General features: G+C 42.9%; 17 protein-coding genes. 2 read left to right on the forward strand and 15 right to left on the reverse strand.

The features are described 5' to 3' along the window. Positions 1 to 331: 331 nt before the first annotated feature. The 15 genes from K1M91_RS20240 to K1M91_RS20310 all read right to left on the reverse strand — a co-directional run bounded on the left by K1M91_RS20240 (position 332) and on the right by K1M91_RS20310 (position 14,087). Positions 332 to 622, reverse strand: coding sequence for a carboxymuconolactone decarboxylase family protein (locus tag K1M91_RS20240; protein WP_232804074.1), 291 nt, complete (start codon positions 620 to 622; stop codon positions 332 to 334). Positions 623 to 749: 127 nt separating this feature from the next. Next, a complete protein-coding gene (locus tag K1M91_RS20245) occupies positions 750 to 1,196 on the reverse strand; it encodes an NUDIX domain-containing protein (protein WP_232804075.1) in 447 nt (148 codons plus the stop codon). Between the two features lie 27 nt (positions 1,197 to 1,223). Further along, a complete protein-coding gene (locus K1M91_RS20250; RefSeq protein ID WP_232804076.1) occupies positions 1,224 to 1,817 on the reverse strand; it encodes a hypothetical protein in 594 nt (197 codons plus the stop codon). Next, entirely contained in the window at positions 1,817 to 2,203 is a 387-nt protein-coding gene (locus tag K1M91_RS20255) for a hypothetical protein (protein WP_232804077.1), read from the reverse strand. Before K1M91_RS20255 ends, K1M91_RS20250 begins: the two co-directional genes overlap by 1 nt. A 328-nt stretch (positions 2,204 to 2,531) precedes the next feature. Beyond that, the gene (locus K1M91_RS20260; RefSeq protein WP_232804078.1) at positions 2,532 to 3,326 is read right to left on the reverse strand and encodes an NERD domain-containing protein; all 795 of its coding nucleotides are present in this window, start codon (positions 3,324 to 3,326) and stop codon (positions 2,532 to 2,534) included. A gap of 188 nt (positions 3,327 to 3,514) precedes the next feature. Then, positions 3,515 to 3,754, reverse strand: a complete 240-nt coding sequence (locus K1M91_RS20265) for a YdcH family protein (RefSeq protein WP_232804079.1) — start codon at positions 3,752 to 3,754, stop codon at positions 3,515 to 3,517. A 136-nt stretch (positions 3,755 to 3,890) separates the two neighbouring features. Continuing rightward, complete coding sequence (locus tag K1M91_RS20270) at positions 3,891 to 4,241, reverse strand: RidA family protein (protein WP_232804080.1); 351 nt, start codon at positions 4,239 to 4,241, stop codon at positions 3,891 to 3,893. 297 nt (positions 4,242 to 4,538) lie between these two features. Beyond that, entirely contained in the window at positions 4,539 to 5,207 is a 669-nt protein-coding gene (locus tag K1M91_RS20275; RefSeq protein WP_232804081.1) for a hypothetical protein, read from the reverse strand. A gap of 143 nt (positions 5,208 to 5,350) precedes the next feature. Beyond that, positions 5,351 to 6,721, reverse strand: a complete 1,371-nt coding sequence (locus K1M91_RS20280; protein ID WP_232804082.1) for a peptidoglycan DD-metalloendopeptidase family protein — start codon at positions 6,719 to 6,721, stop codon at positions 5,351 to 5,353. 129 nt (positions 6,722 to 6,850) lie between these two features. Continuing rightward, on the reverse strand, positions 6,851 to 7,354 hold the full coding sequence (locus tag K1M91_RS20285) for a nuclear transport factor 2 family protein (protein WP_232804083.1): 504 nt from the start codon (positions 7,352 to 7,354) through the stop codon (positions 6,851 to 6,853). Positions 7,355 to 7,362: 8 nt separating this feature from the next. Then, positions 7,363 to 7,983 carry a trimeric intracellular cation channel family protein gene (locus K1M91_RS20290; protein ID WP_232804084.1) on the reverse strand — a complete coding sequence of 207 codons (621 nt, stop codon included), beginning with the start codon at positions 7,981 to 7,983 and terminating at the stop codon, positions 7,363 to 7,365. 143 nt (positions 7,984 to 8,126) lie between these two features. Beyond that, on the reverse strand, positions 8,127 to 11,273 hold the full coding sequence (locus K1M91_RS20295; protein ID WP_232804085.1) for an efflux RND transporter permease subunit: 3,147 nt from the start codon (positions 11,271 to 11,273) through the stop codon (positions 8,127 to 8,129). Further along, positions 11,266 to 12,366: an efflux RND transporter periplasmic adaptor subunit gene (locus K1M91_RS20300; RefSeq protein WP_232804086.1), complete on the reverse strand. Its 1,101-nt coding sequence runs from the start codon at positions 12,364 to 12,366 to the stop codon at positions 11,266 to 11,268. Before K1M91_RS20300 ends, K1M91_RS20295 begins: the two co-directional genes overlap by 8 nt. Positions 12,367 to 12,758: 392 nt before the next feature. Beyond that, positions 12,759 to 13,109 carry an iron-sulfur cluster insertion protein ErpA gene (gene erpA / locus K1M91_RS20305; protein WP_232804087.1) on the reverse strand — a complete coding sequence of 117 codons (351 nt, stop codon included), beginning with the start codon at positions 13,107 to 13,109 and terminating at the stop codon, positions 12,759 to 12,761. A gap of 108 nt (positions 13,110 to 13,217) precedes the next feature. Further along, on the reverse strand, positions 13,218 to 14,087 hold the full coding sequence (locus K1M91_RS20310) for a DUF6776 family protein (RefSeq protein WP_232804088.1): 870 nt from the start codon (positions 14,085 to 14,087) through the stop codon (positions 13,218 to 13,220). 278 nt (positions 14,088 to 14,365) lie between these two features. Here K1M91_RS20310 and hemL point away from each other — a divergent pair, with 278 nt between their 5' ends. Next, positions 14,366 to 15,646: a glutamate-1-semialdehyde 2,1-aminomutase gene (gene hemL, locus K1M91_RS20315; RefSeq protein ID WP_232804089.1), complete on the forward strand. Its 1,281-nt coding sequence runs from the start codon at positions 14,366 to 14,368 to the stop codon at positions 15,644 to 15,646. Positions 15,647 to 15,900: 254 nt separating this feature from the next. Continuing rightward, positions 15,901 to 18,342, forward strand: coding sequence for a glycoside hydrolase family 2 protein (locus tag K1M91_RS20320; protein WP_232804090.1), 2,442 nt, complete (start codon positions 15,901 to 15,903; stop codon positions 18,340 to 18,342). The last annotated feature ends 633 nt before the right edge of the window (positions 18,343 to 18,975 follow it).

Consider the following 18,975-nt stretch of genomic DNA (forward strand, 5'->3'; position numbering starts at 1 on the left):
TCGGATAAGAATGACACCAGAAAAGGATCGCTCAAGGGATATTTAAGATCGAGTGAGAGTGGTCACGAAAAAAATTTTGGGGTGTCAAGCTGCTCCTGGTGAATAGTTACCGCAAAAGAGGTGCTAAGGCGGCGGGAGCACCGAAGAAGTAGCCCGGATATAGAGTGGGCAATCTACGAATACATACGGGTGACCCATCAAACAGCGATGCTTAAATTATGATAGGAGCCACCAGCGCCGCAATAATTGGACTAAAAAAGCGGGTTATAACGTGTAGCGAAAATAAACTTAAATCACTGTTTTTGTTACATTTGAATGCCTTTATGGAATATTAAGTGAAGCTATCAAGATCAATTTTATGTTCCTTTAAAACCGCACTTGTTTGTAATCTTTTTTGACCAGCCGAAACAGCCATAACTTTTGCGATTACTTCAGATATTTCACCTTTTACAATGTTTACTTTTTTTGCCTGATGTAAATAGTAACTTGTACAAGGTTTGCAATTCATAGCGATTGACGCAGCCAGCCCAACAAGAACCTCTGTCTTTGAATCTAGAAACTCATTCTCATGAGTAGATTCATAAAACTCTTCATATTTATTTTGCTGATTTTCAGTAAGCACAAACATATCCTTTGCATGGTATTGTAAAATTACGAGTGAATTCTAACTCTCCTAAGTTGCGGCGAACGATAGTGAGTCCGATGCCCGCCGCGGAGCGGTTTTGGCGGGCATGATCAACCTTGGCTTGTTAAGAGCTAAGCCATTTATTTACTGCTTCAAGTGCCAGCTTATTGGTATTGAAGTGCATCAACTCTTTAGCTTCAGATTCTGAAACCCATTTATATTCGCTGTGTTCAGCTGATAACTGTGGTTCACCTTCAACTTTGGCACAGTATACTTTTTCTATTATTTCGGTCGGCTCTGAACCGTAAGAATCGCGCCATTCATCCTTAATGAGAAATGAGTACTCGAAACCTACAGCCTCAATCAAATTTGGCTTATAACCAGTTTCTTCAAATACTTCTCTAGCAGCTGCTTCTTCAAACGTTTCGCCTTCTTCCATGCCGCCAGTAACGCCTTGCCAGAAAGCAGGCAGACTAAACTCTGAACGTTGAACTCGTTTCAGCAAAAGGAATCGAATACTCCCTTCTTCAACACGGTAAAGAAATGCATTTATAGAAAAAGGTTGTCTCATTATTAACTCATGCTCTTAACGCCGCATTCAGCGGCTTGTCCGATGCAATGCTTTGTTAAGCCCTAAGTCAGCCTCTAAGACATTACTTATTGACTTTGCCAGCCCTTTTCCTCTTGGTGAGGATATAAACTTAACCTTTTTACTGCTATCAAGATTAGCAACCTCCTTAAGAAAACTTTCTGGGATTTTTGAATCTAAAATCATTATTAATTCATCTATTTCGCTGCTTTCTTTGAAATAGTCTGAAATCCACTTTGCCTTAAATCTACTGGCATTTGATTTCGCTTCAATACCAATTTTTTTATCGTCATAAGAAAGAAGAAAATCAATATATTTACCATCGGATAATTCAAAATTAATCTTGTTGTGAACATTAATAAATTTATTAATATTTTTCCTTACCTCTGCCTCAAAATTCAATTCTTCCTCAAAGATTATTTTAACATCTTCGTTGGATATATTTGATCTGGCTATAAACTTAAGTTCTTTTCCATTTTTATCTTTTATTGAAATTTCGCCCTCCATAACTTCGAACGCTTTATCTATGATAAGTTTTTTTACCAAAAACGAAATGGCGGGAATCAATGAACCAGCGGCTAGTAAAGTTAGTAGCTCTTCCATTACACCTTCTCCTTAATACCGGTCAATATTAAGCTGGTGCTATACAGCACGCCACCAATCACCATATGACTATCGAAACCTAAAGTCTTATCCAGTGGAAACTTTAAAGACATATAACAGGACCAAGTCCAACAAAAAAGGAAAGCCAGTACAAATAACCATAGAAACGGCATGAAGGCTGCTTCAGTTCTTGACATGGCAATAACGTCTTCATGGCCAGGTATTGTTTTTTGCTTAGGTTTAATCAACGGCATTAAAAATGATAAACCCGCAGCCGCAAGAGTTGGTCCAGCGAAACCAGTGGAATCAACGGTTAGCATCGTCCGCAATCCCCATTCAAACCCTAATAAAGTTAATGGAAATCCATATATTATAACTGCATACATTATTTGAAATACGTCCTTATTTATGGCTTAACAGCTTCTTAGATCCCAAAATGGGGTGATTAAACACCCCAAAACGGCGTCTATAACATGGCCTGAATAATCCCATTGATTTTTTATATTGTAAACAACACATTACAAGGTGTTTGATTTAAGCCATGTTATTTTCCGACAAAACGGCGGGGAATAATGTTATACGACAAAAACATCTGGCATGAACAACAAACCAACACTAAATATAAAGGTGTAAGCACGCCATTAGCGCTAAACGGGTCTATTTCCATACAAAGAGAGACACAAGTACCAAGTAAACCACAGCGCTAACTTAGGCTTAATACTTTAAGGTACTGCGACATGTTGGAAACTGGCTACAACCCCAAAACTGATTACCTATTTGGTTGCCGCGCTTGGCCTTTCTGATCAACATCGGCGAGCCACACTTAGGACATGGCTGGTTAGTAACAGACTGCTTACTCACCTGAGGCTTTGCTTTGAGGCTATTAACATGCTGGTTGTGGGCGTGATTGGTTTTAAGCCCTTTGCTAAGTTGATGAGTGCTAATTAACGCGACAATATCCCTTACTTGAGCTTGTGTAAGAACTCTATCGGAAAAAGATTTTATATAACGTAAACCGCCGCGAGCATAGGTAACGTTAGCTGGCATCGGGGTTTTAAATTGACTATTGCCAATAAAAATCACCAGCGAGTGGATAGCATGATCAGGCAGATTGAGTATGGCTTGCAAAGTTTTAAGGTGTTTGTAGTTTTGATGTAGTGGGTTTTGAAACTGTTTTTTGTGGCGATAAATTTGCTGAGTCCACTGGCGCTGCTTGGCTGAGCCAAAGATCCAACCTGTGATGTTTTTAGTTTCAATAACAAACACACCAAATGACGAAACTAATATATGATCAATTTGCGTGCTGCCATCGACCGTCGCTAATGTTACATCCTTAACGAGGGTGTAATGGGCTTTGGGCAAAGTGGCTAACATGCGGTTAACAATAAACTCCCCCAACCGGCCTTTAAACCAGCGGCTTTTTAGCACTAAGATAAAAATGAGGATGGGCAACACATACCAAACTTGATATACGACTAACGTCATTAAGTCGACAGGGTTCGGGGTCATCAGCGCTCCTTAAGCTCCATTTCATTTAACTCAACGAGCTTCAGCTTTGTTTAAACCTGCTGTCTAAATGAATAACATGTTTGTAATAAAAGCGTCGTTGTAAGGGTAAAAACACTAAGGGGATAGAGACAGATCCCTGCGACCCTTTACGATAAAAAAGAGAGCCACTCTGGCTCTCATGTGTTTCATTAGGCTTTGTTTAGCTGCAGAAACAGCCAATCTTTCAGCTCGGTACGATCCAGTTTAAGTTGGTTCATGGCTTGGTCACCAATGGGGGCGCCATTAAGTTCGAGCACTCGAATTTCTTTATCAAGGGAGTCGTACTTTTTGACCTGCTCAGCAAAGTTTTCGTCGCTGGCAATCAAATCACTAATGGTTGACAAATGTTCTGGAAATTCAGCTCGGAGTGAATGATTTTCACCTAACATATACACCTCTTTCATTGACGATAAGCAGTTGGTAGCACATAAACCGTTAACACGTAGTTTTAAGTGTAGATAGTTTTACTGACTTTTTCATACTGGTTATGGCACAGATTAAAAGAGGTTTTCACGCTATGTTCGGCTATTTGGCGGCAGCCACAAACGCCATTTCGACTAAATAGTTAGGGTCGGCCAGTTCGGCTTTAACACAGGCACGACTTGGCGCGGTGCCAGCTGGAAACCAAGCGTCCCAAATTTCATTTAACGCTGCTAGGTTAGCAAAATCCGTAATGTAAATAGTCACTGATAGTATGCGGGTTTTGTCGCTATTAATGCTCGCTAGCCTTTCTTCAGCTTGCGCCAGCACTTGTTGCACTTGTGCGGAAATACCTGCCGATAAGTCACCTTCTGGCACTTCAACAAAATGGGCAATGCCGTTAAATACAGTCACGTCGGACCAGCGCACATCTGGGTTAATACGTTGAATATCCATTTTCATTCCTACTATTAGAAGCTTGATTATTGGCCACTATGATAATCAGTTTTGCTTGAGTTTTCATCAAACTAAACGTGGAATAAGTCGCGAGTGACGCCGCCTATTTGTTAATTAACATGAGCTTTGGATAAGTCATGTCGCATGAATAATCCTTAAAAACGCGATGAATATATCTCTATACGATCCGCGTTTTCATCCCTGAAAACGACATTTTGCTACCCATTCATACGATATCCATTGGTAATACCCTTAACCAGACTGGAGATTAATTAAGGCGGCTAGAAAATGGGCCTGTTACTCTGGCATTGCACTTTGCGCCTCAAGTAACTCTTCTAAGGGTAGCTCGTTAAATTCTAGCGGCAAAACTTGCTCGGTAACTAATTTCCCTCCCGCATGAATTTGTGCTTGTGCCTGTTTAATTAATTCGGCTTCGGCATCTTGCTGACGCTTAATTAACTGCTCTGCGGCCTTTTGCTGCAGTATTTTTGGATCGGTGTATTGCAATAATTCTGTTGGCCATATCGGCACAATTTCTTCCATCTGCTGATTGAGCAATTGCTCGGCAAACACTTGCGGTGAGCCACCTGTTAGCAACATCACTGCCATTTGGTTGGTGTCAGCATTCCATACCAAACCCGCTTTTTCCGCTAACTCTGGAACGGGAGTATGGTTGGAAATTACATAATACAGCGGCCCTTGCTGCTGAATTTCGTCAGCCGTTTTAAGCAGGCTTACCGCGGTCTGGTAGTGCTCGCCCAGTAATGGCTCCATCCGGTTTTTAATCAGGGGTTGCTCTAACAAGTTAACGTCATTAGGGTCTAACCCTACTAACGGTTTCATTAGTGCCCACATTAACTGACCTTGAGGGGTCATTAACAGCAGTGGGGCGGCGCAGGCGTTTAGCAATAAAGCGAGCCATACCAAGTGCAGGTAACGGCGAGGTTTGAGTATCAGTTTACCCAAGATGTGTAGCTCCAAGAAAGTGACCAGCCAATTGCCGGCGGCGGATTATAGCGGGGAAATTTTACGCAAGCGAGGGATATTTATAGGTTAACTAGAAAGGCGTTTCATGGCAGTTTAACCGCCATGAAACGGATACAGAAGACTTAGTTATTGGCGAGCATTAGGCGGTTTTGCGTGTTCAATGCCGAGATGTAAGGCGTTGAATAAGCGATAAACTCATCTCTGGCTTGGCCTGATAATGATTCAGCTTGCGGGAGTTTCACCGTTTTGGGGTTAGTGTGTACACCGTTAACCAAAAATTCATAATGTAAATGCGCCCCGGTAACCCGCCCTGTTGCACCGACAGTGCCAATTTTATCACCTTGTTTAACGCGCTGGTTTTGCTTAACAAAACGCTTATTTAAATGCAGGTATTTAGTGATGTAGCTTGAGCTATGCTTGATCACCACATAGTTACCATTAAATTTGTTGTAACCAGAGGTGATTACCTTGCCGTCACCTGCTGATACAACTGGAGTACCAGTACGGGCAGCGTAATCAATGCCGCGATGGGCGCGAATTTTACCTGTAACTGGGTGGCGACGTTTCGGGTTAAAGCTAGAACTAATGTATTTAAAGTTTACTGGCGCACGTAAAAAGGCTTTGCGCATGGCTTTACCGTCAGGGGTGTAAAAACTGCCATCTTCACTGCGCACGGCTTGAAACACCTCACCTTGGTTAATAAATTCAGCCGCAAGTATTTTGCCTGTTTTTACAAACTCACCTTCATGGTAAAGACGCTCATAAAGCACTGCAAAGCTATCTCCCTGTCTAATATCCAAGGCAAAGTCTACATCCCAGCCAAAAATATTAGCAAGATCCATAATAACCCCTACTTCAAGGCCACTGTTCATGCCTGCGTTCCAGAAGCTAGAGACAATGTCGGCGCGGATAAATTCGGTGCGCGCTTCGAGGGTTAAGGTTTCAATATTAGCACTAAAGCCTTTAGTCTCTTTATTAACCACTAAGGTTTCAGTGCTGTTATAAGGGTAACGTAAGCGGTGAAATTTCCCTTCAGAAGTAAGAGTGAACTCTATTTTTTCACCGGGGTGAATGCGACGTAGTTTGTGTGCGTCACCACCTAGATTATCAATACGAAACAATGTTTTGGCACTTAAGCCTGCGCGCTGAAAAATAACGGCTAAACTATCACCTTGCTCCACGGTGATGGTCTCTGTAAGCAGATCCGTAGAGGGCGATTTAGTCGTAGAGATAGTTGGATTTGCTTTTTTTACCGTGTCTGGCTCTAGCACCAAAGGAAGCGGGTACTTCTCACCTATGACATATTTTTGCTCGCCGGGCTCAAGCAACTCATTTAAATCTTGATGGGATAACACACTGGTCGTGGTTGAGGCCATGGCAACGTTTTCTACACTGGCACTTTGCACTGGTATGCGCAGAATTAAAAACAGCAATGCAAATAAAGACAAACTAAGAAGTAGATGTTTTTTCTTAAAAAAGGCACTAAATGACATTTAAACCACACTAAATCAGACTAAAACCAGAGTTATACCAAATTTATTCCAGATAAGGCGCTACGATTTTATCTATTGATGGCTTGATTAGCTACGTAAGGCGTCCGTTTCAGCTCTCAGTTTTATAAATCACAGCTGGATTTTAGGGGCTAAACTGGCGTAATCGAAAAAATCTTGGTGCAAGGTGACTCGCTGCTCATCAACATCGATAGTGAGAACTGTCACCGCCGGGATGCTAAATTCAATCTGCTGACCTGGAAAACCGTATAAACTGCCTTCACCTTGATAATGGTACACGCCAATAAACACAGCCAATTTTTTAGCAACATAGAAGCGTTGCTGTTCAAAATGGTAGCTCGTCATGCCTTGAGTACTTAATTGCCAGAACTCAAGAATATTTGATTTACCTTTATAGGTTTTACTCGCGGTGCGATCTTCTAATGTTGAGTTATCATTGAGATACTGAGCGATGTGTTGGTAGTCGCCCGCCAGCAACAGCTGCATATAATGCTGTGCCAATTGCTCTCGGGTTAATTTGTCCGACTCATTCCCCTGTACCTTGAACGTCAGCATTAGGCAGGCAAGTAATGAATAATAACCGTAACGTTTCAGGCTGCGTATTAATATTTTCATCTTTTTGCTTAGCGGCGTAAGTTAAATACAGGTAGAGATAAATGCCAACGCAGTGCTGCCAAGCGAAGGCTTAAGGTACCAGCCATTGCGATGCCCAGTGCCCAGCCATCATCCAATCCTAGGTATAAGCTAACAGTGTAAAGTACTCCCCCTAAAATGGACGCCGTGGCGTAAATTTCTTTTTGTAATACAAATGGTATTTGCCCCGCTAATACATCGCGGATCATGCCGCCCGCCACACCGGTGATCACACCCATAACAACAGCAACAACAGCCGGCAGTTCATAAGATAGGGCTTTTTCAGCGCCAATCACGGTAAACAGGGCTAAACCGAAGGCATCAAGTACTGGCAATAAAAAGCTTGGCAGGCGATGTGCCTTACGGGCAGTTAGCATACTAATAAAGGCCGTGGCAAAAATCACGTATAGGTAGATAGTATCATTGATCCAAAATACTGGGGTCGCGCCAATGGCCATATCGCGAATAGTACCGCCACCAATAGCGGTTACAGAGGCAAGGACAACTACGCCAATGGGATCCATTTTCAGCCTTCCTGCGACCAGTACGCCGGAAATAGCAAAAACGATAGAACCGAGTAAATCTGAAAAATATACAAATTGGGCTAACATGGCTTTGTGGTGTTTTAGTAGGAAATTGGCGCGATTTTACCCTAAGCATTCACAAAATATTATCTTTTCACGAAAAAAAAGCGATGCCTAAGCATCGCTTTGCAAACGCCACCAGTTAAACCTTAGTGGCTCGTGCTTGCCAGTTAGCTTTCACTCACCAAATTAGCCTCAACCCTATTGGTTTTACGGCGATGAAAAAAACTTGACACATTCGCGCCCAATTTCAACAAACAAGGAGTAAGCACTAACGTAAGTATGGTTGCAAATGCTAAGCCACCAGCAATGGCTGTCGCCAGCTGTGACCACATTTGGGTACTTGGCGCGCCAAACTCCACGACTCGATTAACAATATCAACATTCGTTTCTAACACCATTGGCAGTAACCCCAATACGGTTGTCACTGTGGTCATCATTACAGGCCGTAAACGCTGCGCTCCAGTGCGCAAAATAGCTTCTCTAATGTTCATGCCCTTGGCACGCAGAAAGTTGAAAGTGTCGATCAATACAATATTGTTGTTAACCACGATCCCAGCCAAGGCAATCACGCCTATCCCCGACATGACAATGCCAAAAGGTTTTTGCGTGATATAAAGGGCAAAAAACACCCCCACCGTTGAGAACAATACCGCACTTAAAATCAGGCCAGCTTGGTAAAAAGAATTAAACTGAGTGACCAAAATAATCGCCATAACAAATAGAGCAACAACAAATGCCTGACTCAAAAACGCCGATGACTCCGCTTCATCCTCATTTTGACCACGTATTTTAATGCTTAACCTCGGATCGATGTCCATTTTTGCCAGCTCGGCTTCTATCGCAGGAACAATATCATGTAGCTGATAATCTCCGGCTAAATCGGCACCTATGGTGATCGATTTTTTACCATCCACTTTATGGATTGTCGCCTGTTTATGAGCCGGGCTTAATTCTACAAAGTTAGTAATCGGGACTTGTCCTTGCGGCGTTTTTATTCTGAGTTCATCAAGGCGAGCAAGACTGCGCTTGTCCTCAGGAAAACGTACTCGAATGTCCAACTCATCGTCAACATCATCAGGGCGATACTCGCCGAGCTTCAAGCCTGAGGTAATAAATTGTACAGAGCTGCCGACTAACGCTGCATCTGCGCTATAGCGTGCGGCATCGGCTCGGTTTACGTTTAGCTGAAATTCAATGCCGGGTTTATCGCCGTTATCTTCGATATTAACGAAGTAACCCGAGTTGACCATTTTTTCACGCATCAGCTTAGAGGCAGGCTCTAATAGCTCGGCAAAACGCGAGTTAATTTCAATAGAAACATCTTTCTCTGATGGTGGACCGCCTTCATCTTTTTTTATCACCATGGTGATACCAGCAAGATTGTCAGTGCGCTGCTGAATGTCGGCGATGACTTCATCAGCCGGTCGCCGCAGTTGCCAATCCAGTAAATTAACTCGAATAGTTCCGATAAGATCATCTTCGTTATTACCGCCACTGCCCGTTTTAACCACTAAGGTGTCGATGTCCTCAATACCGAGAATTCTGCCTTCTACTTCAGCCATTAAGGTATCTTTTTCATAGATGGAAAGATCGCCATACGAGCGAACCTTGATGTTAAAACCGGGAGGCTCCATATCAGGGAAAAACGTTACTCCTAATTGAGAATTGCCATAAAGGAAAATAACAATGACCGCTGTCACCAAGGCCGTGACTAGGGCCATAAAGGGGTATTTTATCGCGCGATTAAGTAGGCGAACATACACCCCAGTAAATCCCGGTAGGGTTAAAATATCACCCGTTTCGGCCTGCAGTAACGCTTGCTTATTTTTCTCTGATACCGGACGAGCTTTACCAAAAATACCGCCAAGTGCAGGAACAAACACCAGTGCCATTAGCAATGACGCTAATAACGTGCAGATCAAGGTAAGCGGTAAATACTTCATGAACTCGCCCATGATCCCCGGCCAAAATAGCAACGGAGCAAAGGCAGCAAGGGTGGTTGCGGTAGACGCGGTGATAGGCCATGCCATGCGCTTGGCGGCTAAACGATAGGCTTGCTGCTTGGGAATGCCTTCCGACATTTCACGATCGGCGTATTCTGTCACAACGATGGCCCCGTCCACCAGCATGCCAACAGCCATGATCAAGGAAAACATCACTACAATGTTAATGGTCATACCAAAAATGGCGAGGATTAAAATACCAGTTAAAAACGATCCCGGAATTGATATCCCCACTAACGCAGCACTGCGTACACCTAAAATAGCGACAATGACAATGACCACCAAGATAATCGCGGAGCTGACATTGGCTTGCAGCTCGCCAAGCATGTTTTTCACGTCTTTGGATTGGTCGCCAGCAAAGTCAGCCTTAATATTCGATGGCCATTGCTTGCTTTCTTCTGCGACTAAGGCTCGCACCTTTTCTACAGTGGAAATCATGTTTTCACCAGGGCGTTTAACCACTTCTAATGCTAAGGTGGTTTTGCCATTCACTCGGGCAAAAGATTCAGGATCTTTAAAGGTACGACGAATACTGGCCACATCGGCAAAGGTGACCACTGTATCGCCATCCACTTTTATGGGCAATCTGTAAATATCTTGTAGGTTGCTAAAAACAGAAGGGACTTTTATCGGAAAGCGCCCCTGCCCGTTATCCATGTCTCCCGCGGCAACAATTTGGTTATTACGTGAAATAAGTTGATAAATATCACTGGTGTCTAGGTTGTAACTTTCAAGTAACAAGGGATCGACAATAATTTCCATCATGTCTTCACGATCGCCTTGTAATTTAACCTCTAGCACTTCACGCATGCTTTCAATTTTATCTTGTAAGTCCCGGCTAAGTCCCACTAGCGCACGCTCTGGCGCCGAGCCCGAAACAAGCACAGTCAACGCCGGATTCATACTGGCAAACGTTACTTCATGAATCGTTGGCTCATCGGTGCCATCCGGTAACTTGGCTTTGGCTAAACTTACTTTTTCCCTAACATCAGCTAATGCTTCTTTTACGTCGATACCAACATTAAATTCCATGGTGACAGAGCCATGGCTAGCTAAAGCGATTGAGGTCATTTCTTTGATCCCCTCAATACCTTTAAGCTCTTGCTCTAAGGGGCGTAACAGTAAACGTTCCGCATCTTCAGGCGAAATCCCTTCGTGATGAACTGACACATAGAGAAAGGGAATTTGAATGTCTGGGTTAGACTCTTTGGGAATGTTGTTGTAGGTGACCGAGCCTGCTATCAACAGCAATAGCAGCATCATCACCACGGTTCGCGCACGGCTCAGGGCCGCATCTATCATATTAACCACGTTCAGCCTCCGCCGTTACAGCGATGACTTTATCACCTGGATTGACAAAACCTTGGCCAACGGTAATGACATCTACTGGACCAGAGAAGCCGGATAACCAAACACCATCAGGCTCTGCTTTGATAATTTTAATGGGGGTAAATACAACGTGTTCATCGACCACTGTTTTAACCCCGAGATCGCCATGATCATTTAAAGCTAACACCGCTGGCGTCACTTTAATACCGGACGCTTTCTCAAGTGGAATACTCAGCTCAGCACTTAAACCGGCAAGATAAGTTAAGTCGGGATTATCAATGGCCACTTCAATGCGAAAAGTGTTAGTGGCAGGGTTAGAAACTGACGAAATATAACTAATTTTACCCGCTACATTATCGTAATTAACTAAGCGGCTGTATGCTTCTTGGCCGAGATGAATTCGAGAAATATCCTTTTCAGTGACATCACCAACCACAATAATAGGGTCAATATCGGATACTTCGGCAATGGGGTCGCCAATACCTAAAAAGTCCCCTACTTCCACAAGACGCGTATTTAAAATTCCGGTAAAGGGCGCTTTGATTGTTGTTTTTTCAATTTGCAAGGTTAAACTCGTAACCGAAACGCGCGCATCAACCAATGCCGCTTCCGCTTCGGCTAATCGAGCTTTACCCTGAAAACCCTGCACATTCAGTTTTTTAGCACCGTTATATTCTATTTCCCGTTGCTTAAGTAATGCTTTAGCACGTGCTAACTGCTCTTTTCGATCATTTATTTCAAGACGTACAATTGGCTCGCCTTGCTTAACTAATGCACCACGTTTTGCAAATACTTCAACTACCTTACCACTGACTTCGGCACTGAGCATCGCTTGTCGGTTTGGTTCGCTGCGACCGTATAGCGTTAAATCTTTCACCACATCTTGCGACACAAAACGAGCGATACGAACCTTAGGTAAGACCACTTCAGCTTCCTCAGCTTTGGCCGGGTGCTTTGCCTCTTCTTGAGCAGCATGACCGGACCACATCCAGCCAAATAGTAGCAAGGTTAATACTAACGCAATAATATAGGGTCTGGTTGCAAGCCAATTTGAAAAAGCAGCAAAGCCAAGCATGGTTTCTCCTTAAAACTGATAAATGACGTTTCGTCACGTTTAATCCGTTGTATGTGTTAACCATCAAACAAAAGCACAAAGTTAGTGCTTAACATTTTGCGGGCTAACCCTGTGCTGTTTCATAGGGTATTGCATTCGCTGGCTGCCAATCTGACCGAAAGTGTGAATAACATAAATTAAGCACTGGCTGATGAACTCATAACTAGCTAAAACAATGAAATAGAATAATACAACTCAGCAAATTAAAATCAAAGGAATCTAATAAAAAAAATAAAACTTGCACAATATAAAGCGGAAAAAATAAAGCGGGAAAAAGCTTGGCTATGCCAATACAAAATTACAGGCATAAAAAAACCACCTAGGAAGGTGGTTTGTAACAGCGTTATGATTGGTTAGATACTGAAGCTTGAACCACAACCACAAGTTGACGAAGCATTAGGGTTGTCGACTAAAAAGCGCGATCCCTCTAGACCTTCAGTGTAATCAACGGTACCGCCCACTAGGTACTGTAAACTCATAGAATCTACTACCATAGAAACGCCATCGTTACTGACAACGGTATCACCTTCGTTCACCTTTTCATCAAAGGTAAAGCCATAAGAGAATCCTGAACAACCACCGCCAGTTACATAAACACGCAAATTTAAATTTGGGTTTTCTTCTTCTGCAGCCAGTACTTTGACCTTTTTTGCTGCGGCATCACTAAAATATATGGGTAATGCTGTTTCAACATCTGTCGACATCTGTAACCTCTGAGCTCACTATCTGACTTCGATTATCTAATACCTGAGTAAACAGTTCAAGTATTCATCGACAGCCGCTAATAAAATGTCCAAAAAATCATTCCATCACTAAGTCGGATCGGTTGTAGTCATTGCGTCTTTTTGTGGCTCTGCGCTTACTTCAGCCTTTGGCGCATTGGTTGGCTTGCCGCTCGGCTCTGTACTGGATTCCATACTTGGGCTAATACTCGGTTCAGCGGCGACTTCTGGCATCGTGGTCACCGTTAAATCAGCTGTAGGGAGCACGACAGGATCCGGAAGTGGCACATACACTTCAGACCACAGATAATCAGCTGACCAAGATTGTGCTTTGCCTCTGTTATCACTATCTAGATTAATGGTGAGCTTTACATTTGCCACTGTCATGCCTTCAGGTAGCTGGATTTCTCCCTCAATCACTTGAAAGTAAGTAAAGTCTAACGGAATATCAGCCGTTTTATTAAGGGATAGTTCCGCCAAGGGCAATGTCACGGTTTCTTGTTGTTGATTAACACCATTGATTTCAAACGTCGAAGAGCCTTTAATCACGCCTCTTTCTTTAGCCAATTGCACTAAGACCAAACGATAGCGTAACACTTGGTTTTCATTGGCGTAGAAGTTCAATGAATCAATTGCCACCCCCCCCACCATCAGTTCAGGCGATAGTACCTTTTGGTAAAAAGCCAGCTCTTTACGTAATTCAAAAATTTCATTTTGGCTTTGCGTTAGATTTTGTGTAATAGCAGCTAATGCGACTTGCTCAGTTTCCAACGCAGTATTTTTGACCGCTAACTGACTAGAAAGCTCATTGTTTTTTTCATTGAGCGCCGCGATATTCAACTGTAGAGGTTCAATAATGGCGGTGGTGTCTTGATAGCCTTTTTGTCCTGTTAAGAAGCCAACACTGAGTCCTAATCCAACTAACATCACCCACCAAGTATAACGAATTAACTTTTTCAAGCTGATAACCTCTTTAATTTTATAGTGCTTTTATAATTTTCTTCGGTCTATGGCACTTATTTATACCCGAACGACTTCAAGGTGCTTATATATAAAATGTCCAACGAGCCCTTTACGCTTGTTTTTTGTCCAATTACGTGAGCATGTTACCAAAAGCCCGTTTTTTGCGCTGTAAAATTTATCTCTGCGAAATGGTATAAATTGTCAACGGCAGTGCAAGGTAACTTGTTTTTTTGATATATTGCCCACCATTTTCTGAAGAAGTCACAAGGACTAACATGAGCCAGTCATCTCAATTATTTGAACAAGCAAAAACGGTCATCCCGGGCGGCGTAAACTCACCTGTACGTGCATTTAACGGTGTTGGTGGCTCTCCTTTGTTTATCGATAAAGCCAATGGTGCCTATATATATGATGTAGATGGCAAAGACTACATAGATTACGTTGGCTCTTGGGGACCTATGGTACTTGGCCATAATGATGACCGTATTAAACAGGCTGTGCTCGCAGCAGTAGAAAACGGGTTAAGTTTTGGCGCGCCAACCGCGATCGAAGTAGAAATGGCCGAAAAAGTACGCCAACTGGTACCATCGATGGAACAAGTGCGCATGGTAAGCTCTGGTACCGAAGCGACTATGAGTGCTATTCGTCTAGCTCGTGGCTACACAGGTCGCGATAAAATCGTGAAATTTGAAGGCTGTTACCATGGCCATGCTGATTCATTATTAGTTAAAGCAGGCTCTGGCGCATTAACCTTGGGCCAACCAAGTTCGCCAGGCATTCCTGCTGACTTTGCCAAGCATACTTTAACCGCTAGCTTTAACGACCTCGCTTCTGTTGAAGCATTATTCGACCAGTACGGTGATGACATTGCCTGTATTATTGTTGAGCCTGTTGCTGGCAATATGAACTGTATTCCACCGAATGCTGACTTTTTATCTGGCCTGCGTGCTATCTGTGACAACACGGGCGCCTTACTGATCATTGATGAAGTAATGACTGGCTTTCGCGTTGCCCTTGGCGGCGCACAAGCCCATTATAATGTTGTCCCTGATCTGACAACACTTGGCAAAGTAATCGGTGGCGGTATGCCAGTTGGCGCTTTTGGCGGCAAAAAAGTGGTAATGGATCACATCGCGCCAACGGGCCCTGTTTACCAAGCGGGTACGTTATCGGGTAACCCTGTAGCAATGAGTGCAGGTTTAGCGGCATTAAATGCTTTGTGTGAACCAGGTGTGTATCAGCGTTTAAGTGAAAAAACAGAATACTTAGCCAAAGGGCTTAAACAAGCTGCAGATGAAGCAGGCATTCCATTAGCAATTAATTACGTTGGCGGTATGTTTGGCTTTTTCTTTACTGCCGAGGAAAAAATCACCCGTTATGAGCAAGTCACGCAATGTGATATCGAGCGCTTTAAGACGTTCTACCATTTAATGTTAGAACAAGGGGTTTACCTTGCCCCTTCCGCTTATGAGGCCGGATTTTTATCGTTAGCCCATAGCCAAGAAGATTTAGACAAAACCATCGCTGCTGCAGCACACTGCTTTAAAGCACTGTAACGCAAACTAAGCTTTGTTGCCCTGCTTAATTGTGGGGCAATTTAGCGATTCCTTAACACGCGATACACTCCCCTCCTAACGCGACGTTTTACAGCTAAAACAAATACCACTTAAAACTGAGGGTAAACCCCTATCATTACCCTTGTTTTCATTAATTTGCATTACAACAGTGAAAATATGACACTGAATCCAGAATAAACCATCAATTCTGATATGTTCATATCATGAATCAGTAATTTAGAAAGGCTGGCTGAATGAAACGTAACATCACTCTTGCAGGCACTTGGTGCTTATCTTCCGACTCTTCACGTAACATTTCATGTGACATAGGCATTCCAGGCGATATACACAGTGCTTTGTTGCTAGCTAACGAGATCCCAGATCCATATGTCAGTAAAAATGAGAGCCAAGTGCAATGGGTGGCACAGACACCTTGGCAAATTAAACGTTCGTTTTTTATCTCGGAATCAGAGCTTAACCAAGCTGCTCTTGAATTATGGCTTGAGTCCCTCGATACCATTGCCACGGTGTCGATAAATCAACAAGTAATTTATCAAGCCAGTAATCAGTTCCAACGTCATATTATCAATATCAAGCCTGTGGTTACCTTAGGTGAAAATGAAATAGAGATCTTGTTCCACCCTGTTGCAGACATCGCAGCAGAGCGAGCTGAAAAACTCCCTTTTCCAGTGCCTTGGGCTGTGGGTAATAATCAAGTTCCACACATGAACACAGTGCGTAAAGCCCAGTGTCATGCCGGTTGGGACTGGGGTATTTGTTTATTGGTTGCAGGCTTATACGAAAAACCACTGATTAAACCCATCGACAATATCAGTTTGCGCTATGTTGAGAACACGCAAGTTTTCACTGAAGATAGTTGCCAATTATCCATTAATGTTGAGTATTTTGCTTATCGTGAAGACACGCATACGTTTATTTTGCAATTAGGCGAGCAACAGGTTGAGAAAACGGTAACGGTAAACGAAGGATTACACACGATAAAATTCGATGTTGTTATTACTGATCCGCAACGTTGGTGGCCTGCAGGGTACGGCGAACAGCCCCTTTATGATTTAACTGTCACCGTTGCTAATCAAATTATCCAGCAACAAATTGGCTTACGAGAATTAGAGCTGATAACTGAGCCCGATGAAATAGGCTCAAGTATGCTATTTAGAGTGAATGGACGAAATATTGTTTGCAAGGGAGCCAACTGGATCCCAGCTGATGCAATGCCTAGTAAGGCCACTGTGGAAAAGGTTGATCAATTACTAAGTGATGCCGTCGCCGCTAATATGAACATGCTCCGGGTCTGGGGTGGAGGTATTTATGAATCTGATACCTTTTATCAACTGTGCGACCAAAAAGGTTTATTGGTTTGGCAAGATTTAATGTTTGCGTGTGCCCAGTATCCATCAACACCTGAATTTATTGCCGATGTTGAGGGAGAACTAAACCACCAACTCAAGCGCCTTCAACACCATAGCTGTATTGCTTTATGGTGCGGTGATAACGAGGTCATAGGTTCAATTGGCTGGTATCCCGAATCACGAGAAAACCGCCAGAAATATACAGTCAACTACGATCGATTAAACCGAGCGTTAGATCATAAGGTCGAGCAGCTTGATCCGAGCCGTCGTTTTTGGCCAAGCTCCCCTTGTAATGGTGAGTTAGATTTTGGTGATGCATGGCACGATGATAATAAGGGTGACATGCATTTTTGGGACGTATGGCACAGTGGTAAATCGTTCTCTGCTTATCGTGAGGTAAACCCTCGATTCTGTTCAGAGTTTGGTTACCAGTCATTTCCTTCAATTAGCACGGTAAAAACTTATGCTGAAGAGTCGCAATGGAACATTACTTCACCAGTGATGGAGTGGCACCAACGCAACAATGGTGGCAACTCTAAAATTATTGAAATGTTTACCCGCCTGTTTCGATTCCCGCAAGGATTTGAGAATTTCCTCTACTTAAGCCAAGTGCAGCAAGCGTTAGCTATTAAAACGGCATCTGAATATTGGCGTTCAACCAAGCCTGTTTGTATGGGCATATTATACTGGCAACTTAATGATGTTTGGCCGGTAGCATCTTGGTCCAGTATTGAATATACCGGCCAATGGAAGCAGTTGCATTATCACGCTAAGCGCTTTTTTGCACCAAACCTTGTTACCTTTGTGCCAAAAGGGAAACTGTTGAATGTGATGCTGATAAGCGATCTTGATAGCGATACCAAATACCATGGAGAACTGGTTAAATACAACTTTGCAGGTGACGTAATAGAAACAGTTGAGTTAGACGTTGTCAGCCCAAAAGATCAAAGTGTGGTTATTCACTCGCTACCAAATGAAGAAGACAATCAACATTTTTGGCACGTTAAATTAACAGAGGCAAGTAATCACCAAATTGTACTTGAAAATGATTATATTAATGTACCGTGGAAAGCCTGCGAGCTTGAGCAAGCCAAGGTAGAATGGTGCGTGAGTGAGATGGACAATGGCTTTATCCTAACGCTAACAGCAGATTACCCTGCTTTCTTTGTGCAGTTAAGCTCAGCATTACCTGGAAAGTTCAGTGATAATAGCCTAACCCTATTGCCCAACCAGCCAAAAGAGATATTTTTTCAATCAGAACAAGCGCTCAGTCGAGCAGAGATAGTGGCCTCTCTATCCTGTACCCACCTGCGCGACACCTACTAAAGCATGCTTATCTGCCGTGATTAAATAGTAACAGGCGAGGAATACGCCTGATAAGCCACTACCAACTAGGCTGTCTAGCCAAATTTCAGAGCAAAAAAAAGGGAGCTAAACTAGCTCCCTACTAACAAACCATTACAAAGGAAAGGAAATGGCTCTTTGTAAATATCCACGTTTATCTACCCTTGGTAGGGCTACCACTGCGATCCTTGCTGTGGGTAATTTATGTAAGATGAGGTGCAATCATCTTACAACCACTAAATTCACAACAGCTAATAAAATAACGCTTCAAAAGACTGCACGGCAAAGATAACAAATTTCTGCCTAAAAAAACCACAAAACTTTGCGTAAATTACGTTAAGCAACCGAAAACAAACGTCAAAAACGTTAAAAATTCACGTCAAAAACGCCAATAAAGAATGTAAGACGTTGTTTAAATTAAAAATAAAAACAAAAAAGATAGCGCTATCATGACAATACTCAATCATAAAATAATTCAATTTTGGCACGAGACTTCTCAATTAAGTCGTCAAGATGGCAGTGAATGATTATTTATTAGCACTAGGGTCTGTTGATCTTTCGTGATTGTTTTTGCAGCGAATTGTTGGGTATTTATACAAGGCAGCGCTTTTGTGG

It is taken from the genome of Motilimonas sp. E26 (assembly GCF_021278025.1).
GTDB lineage: Bacteria > Pseudomonadota > Gammaproteobacteria > Enterobacterales > CBDFNC01 > Motilimonas.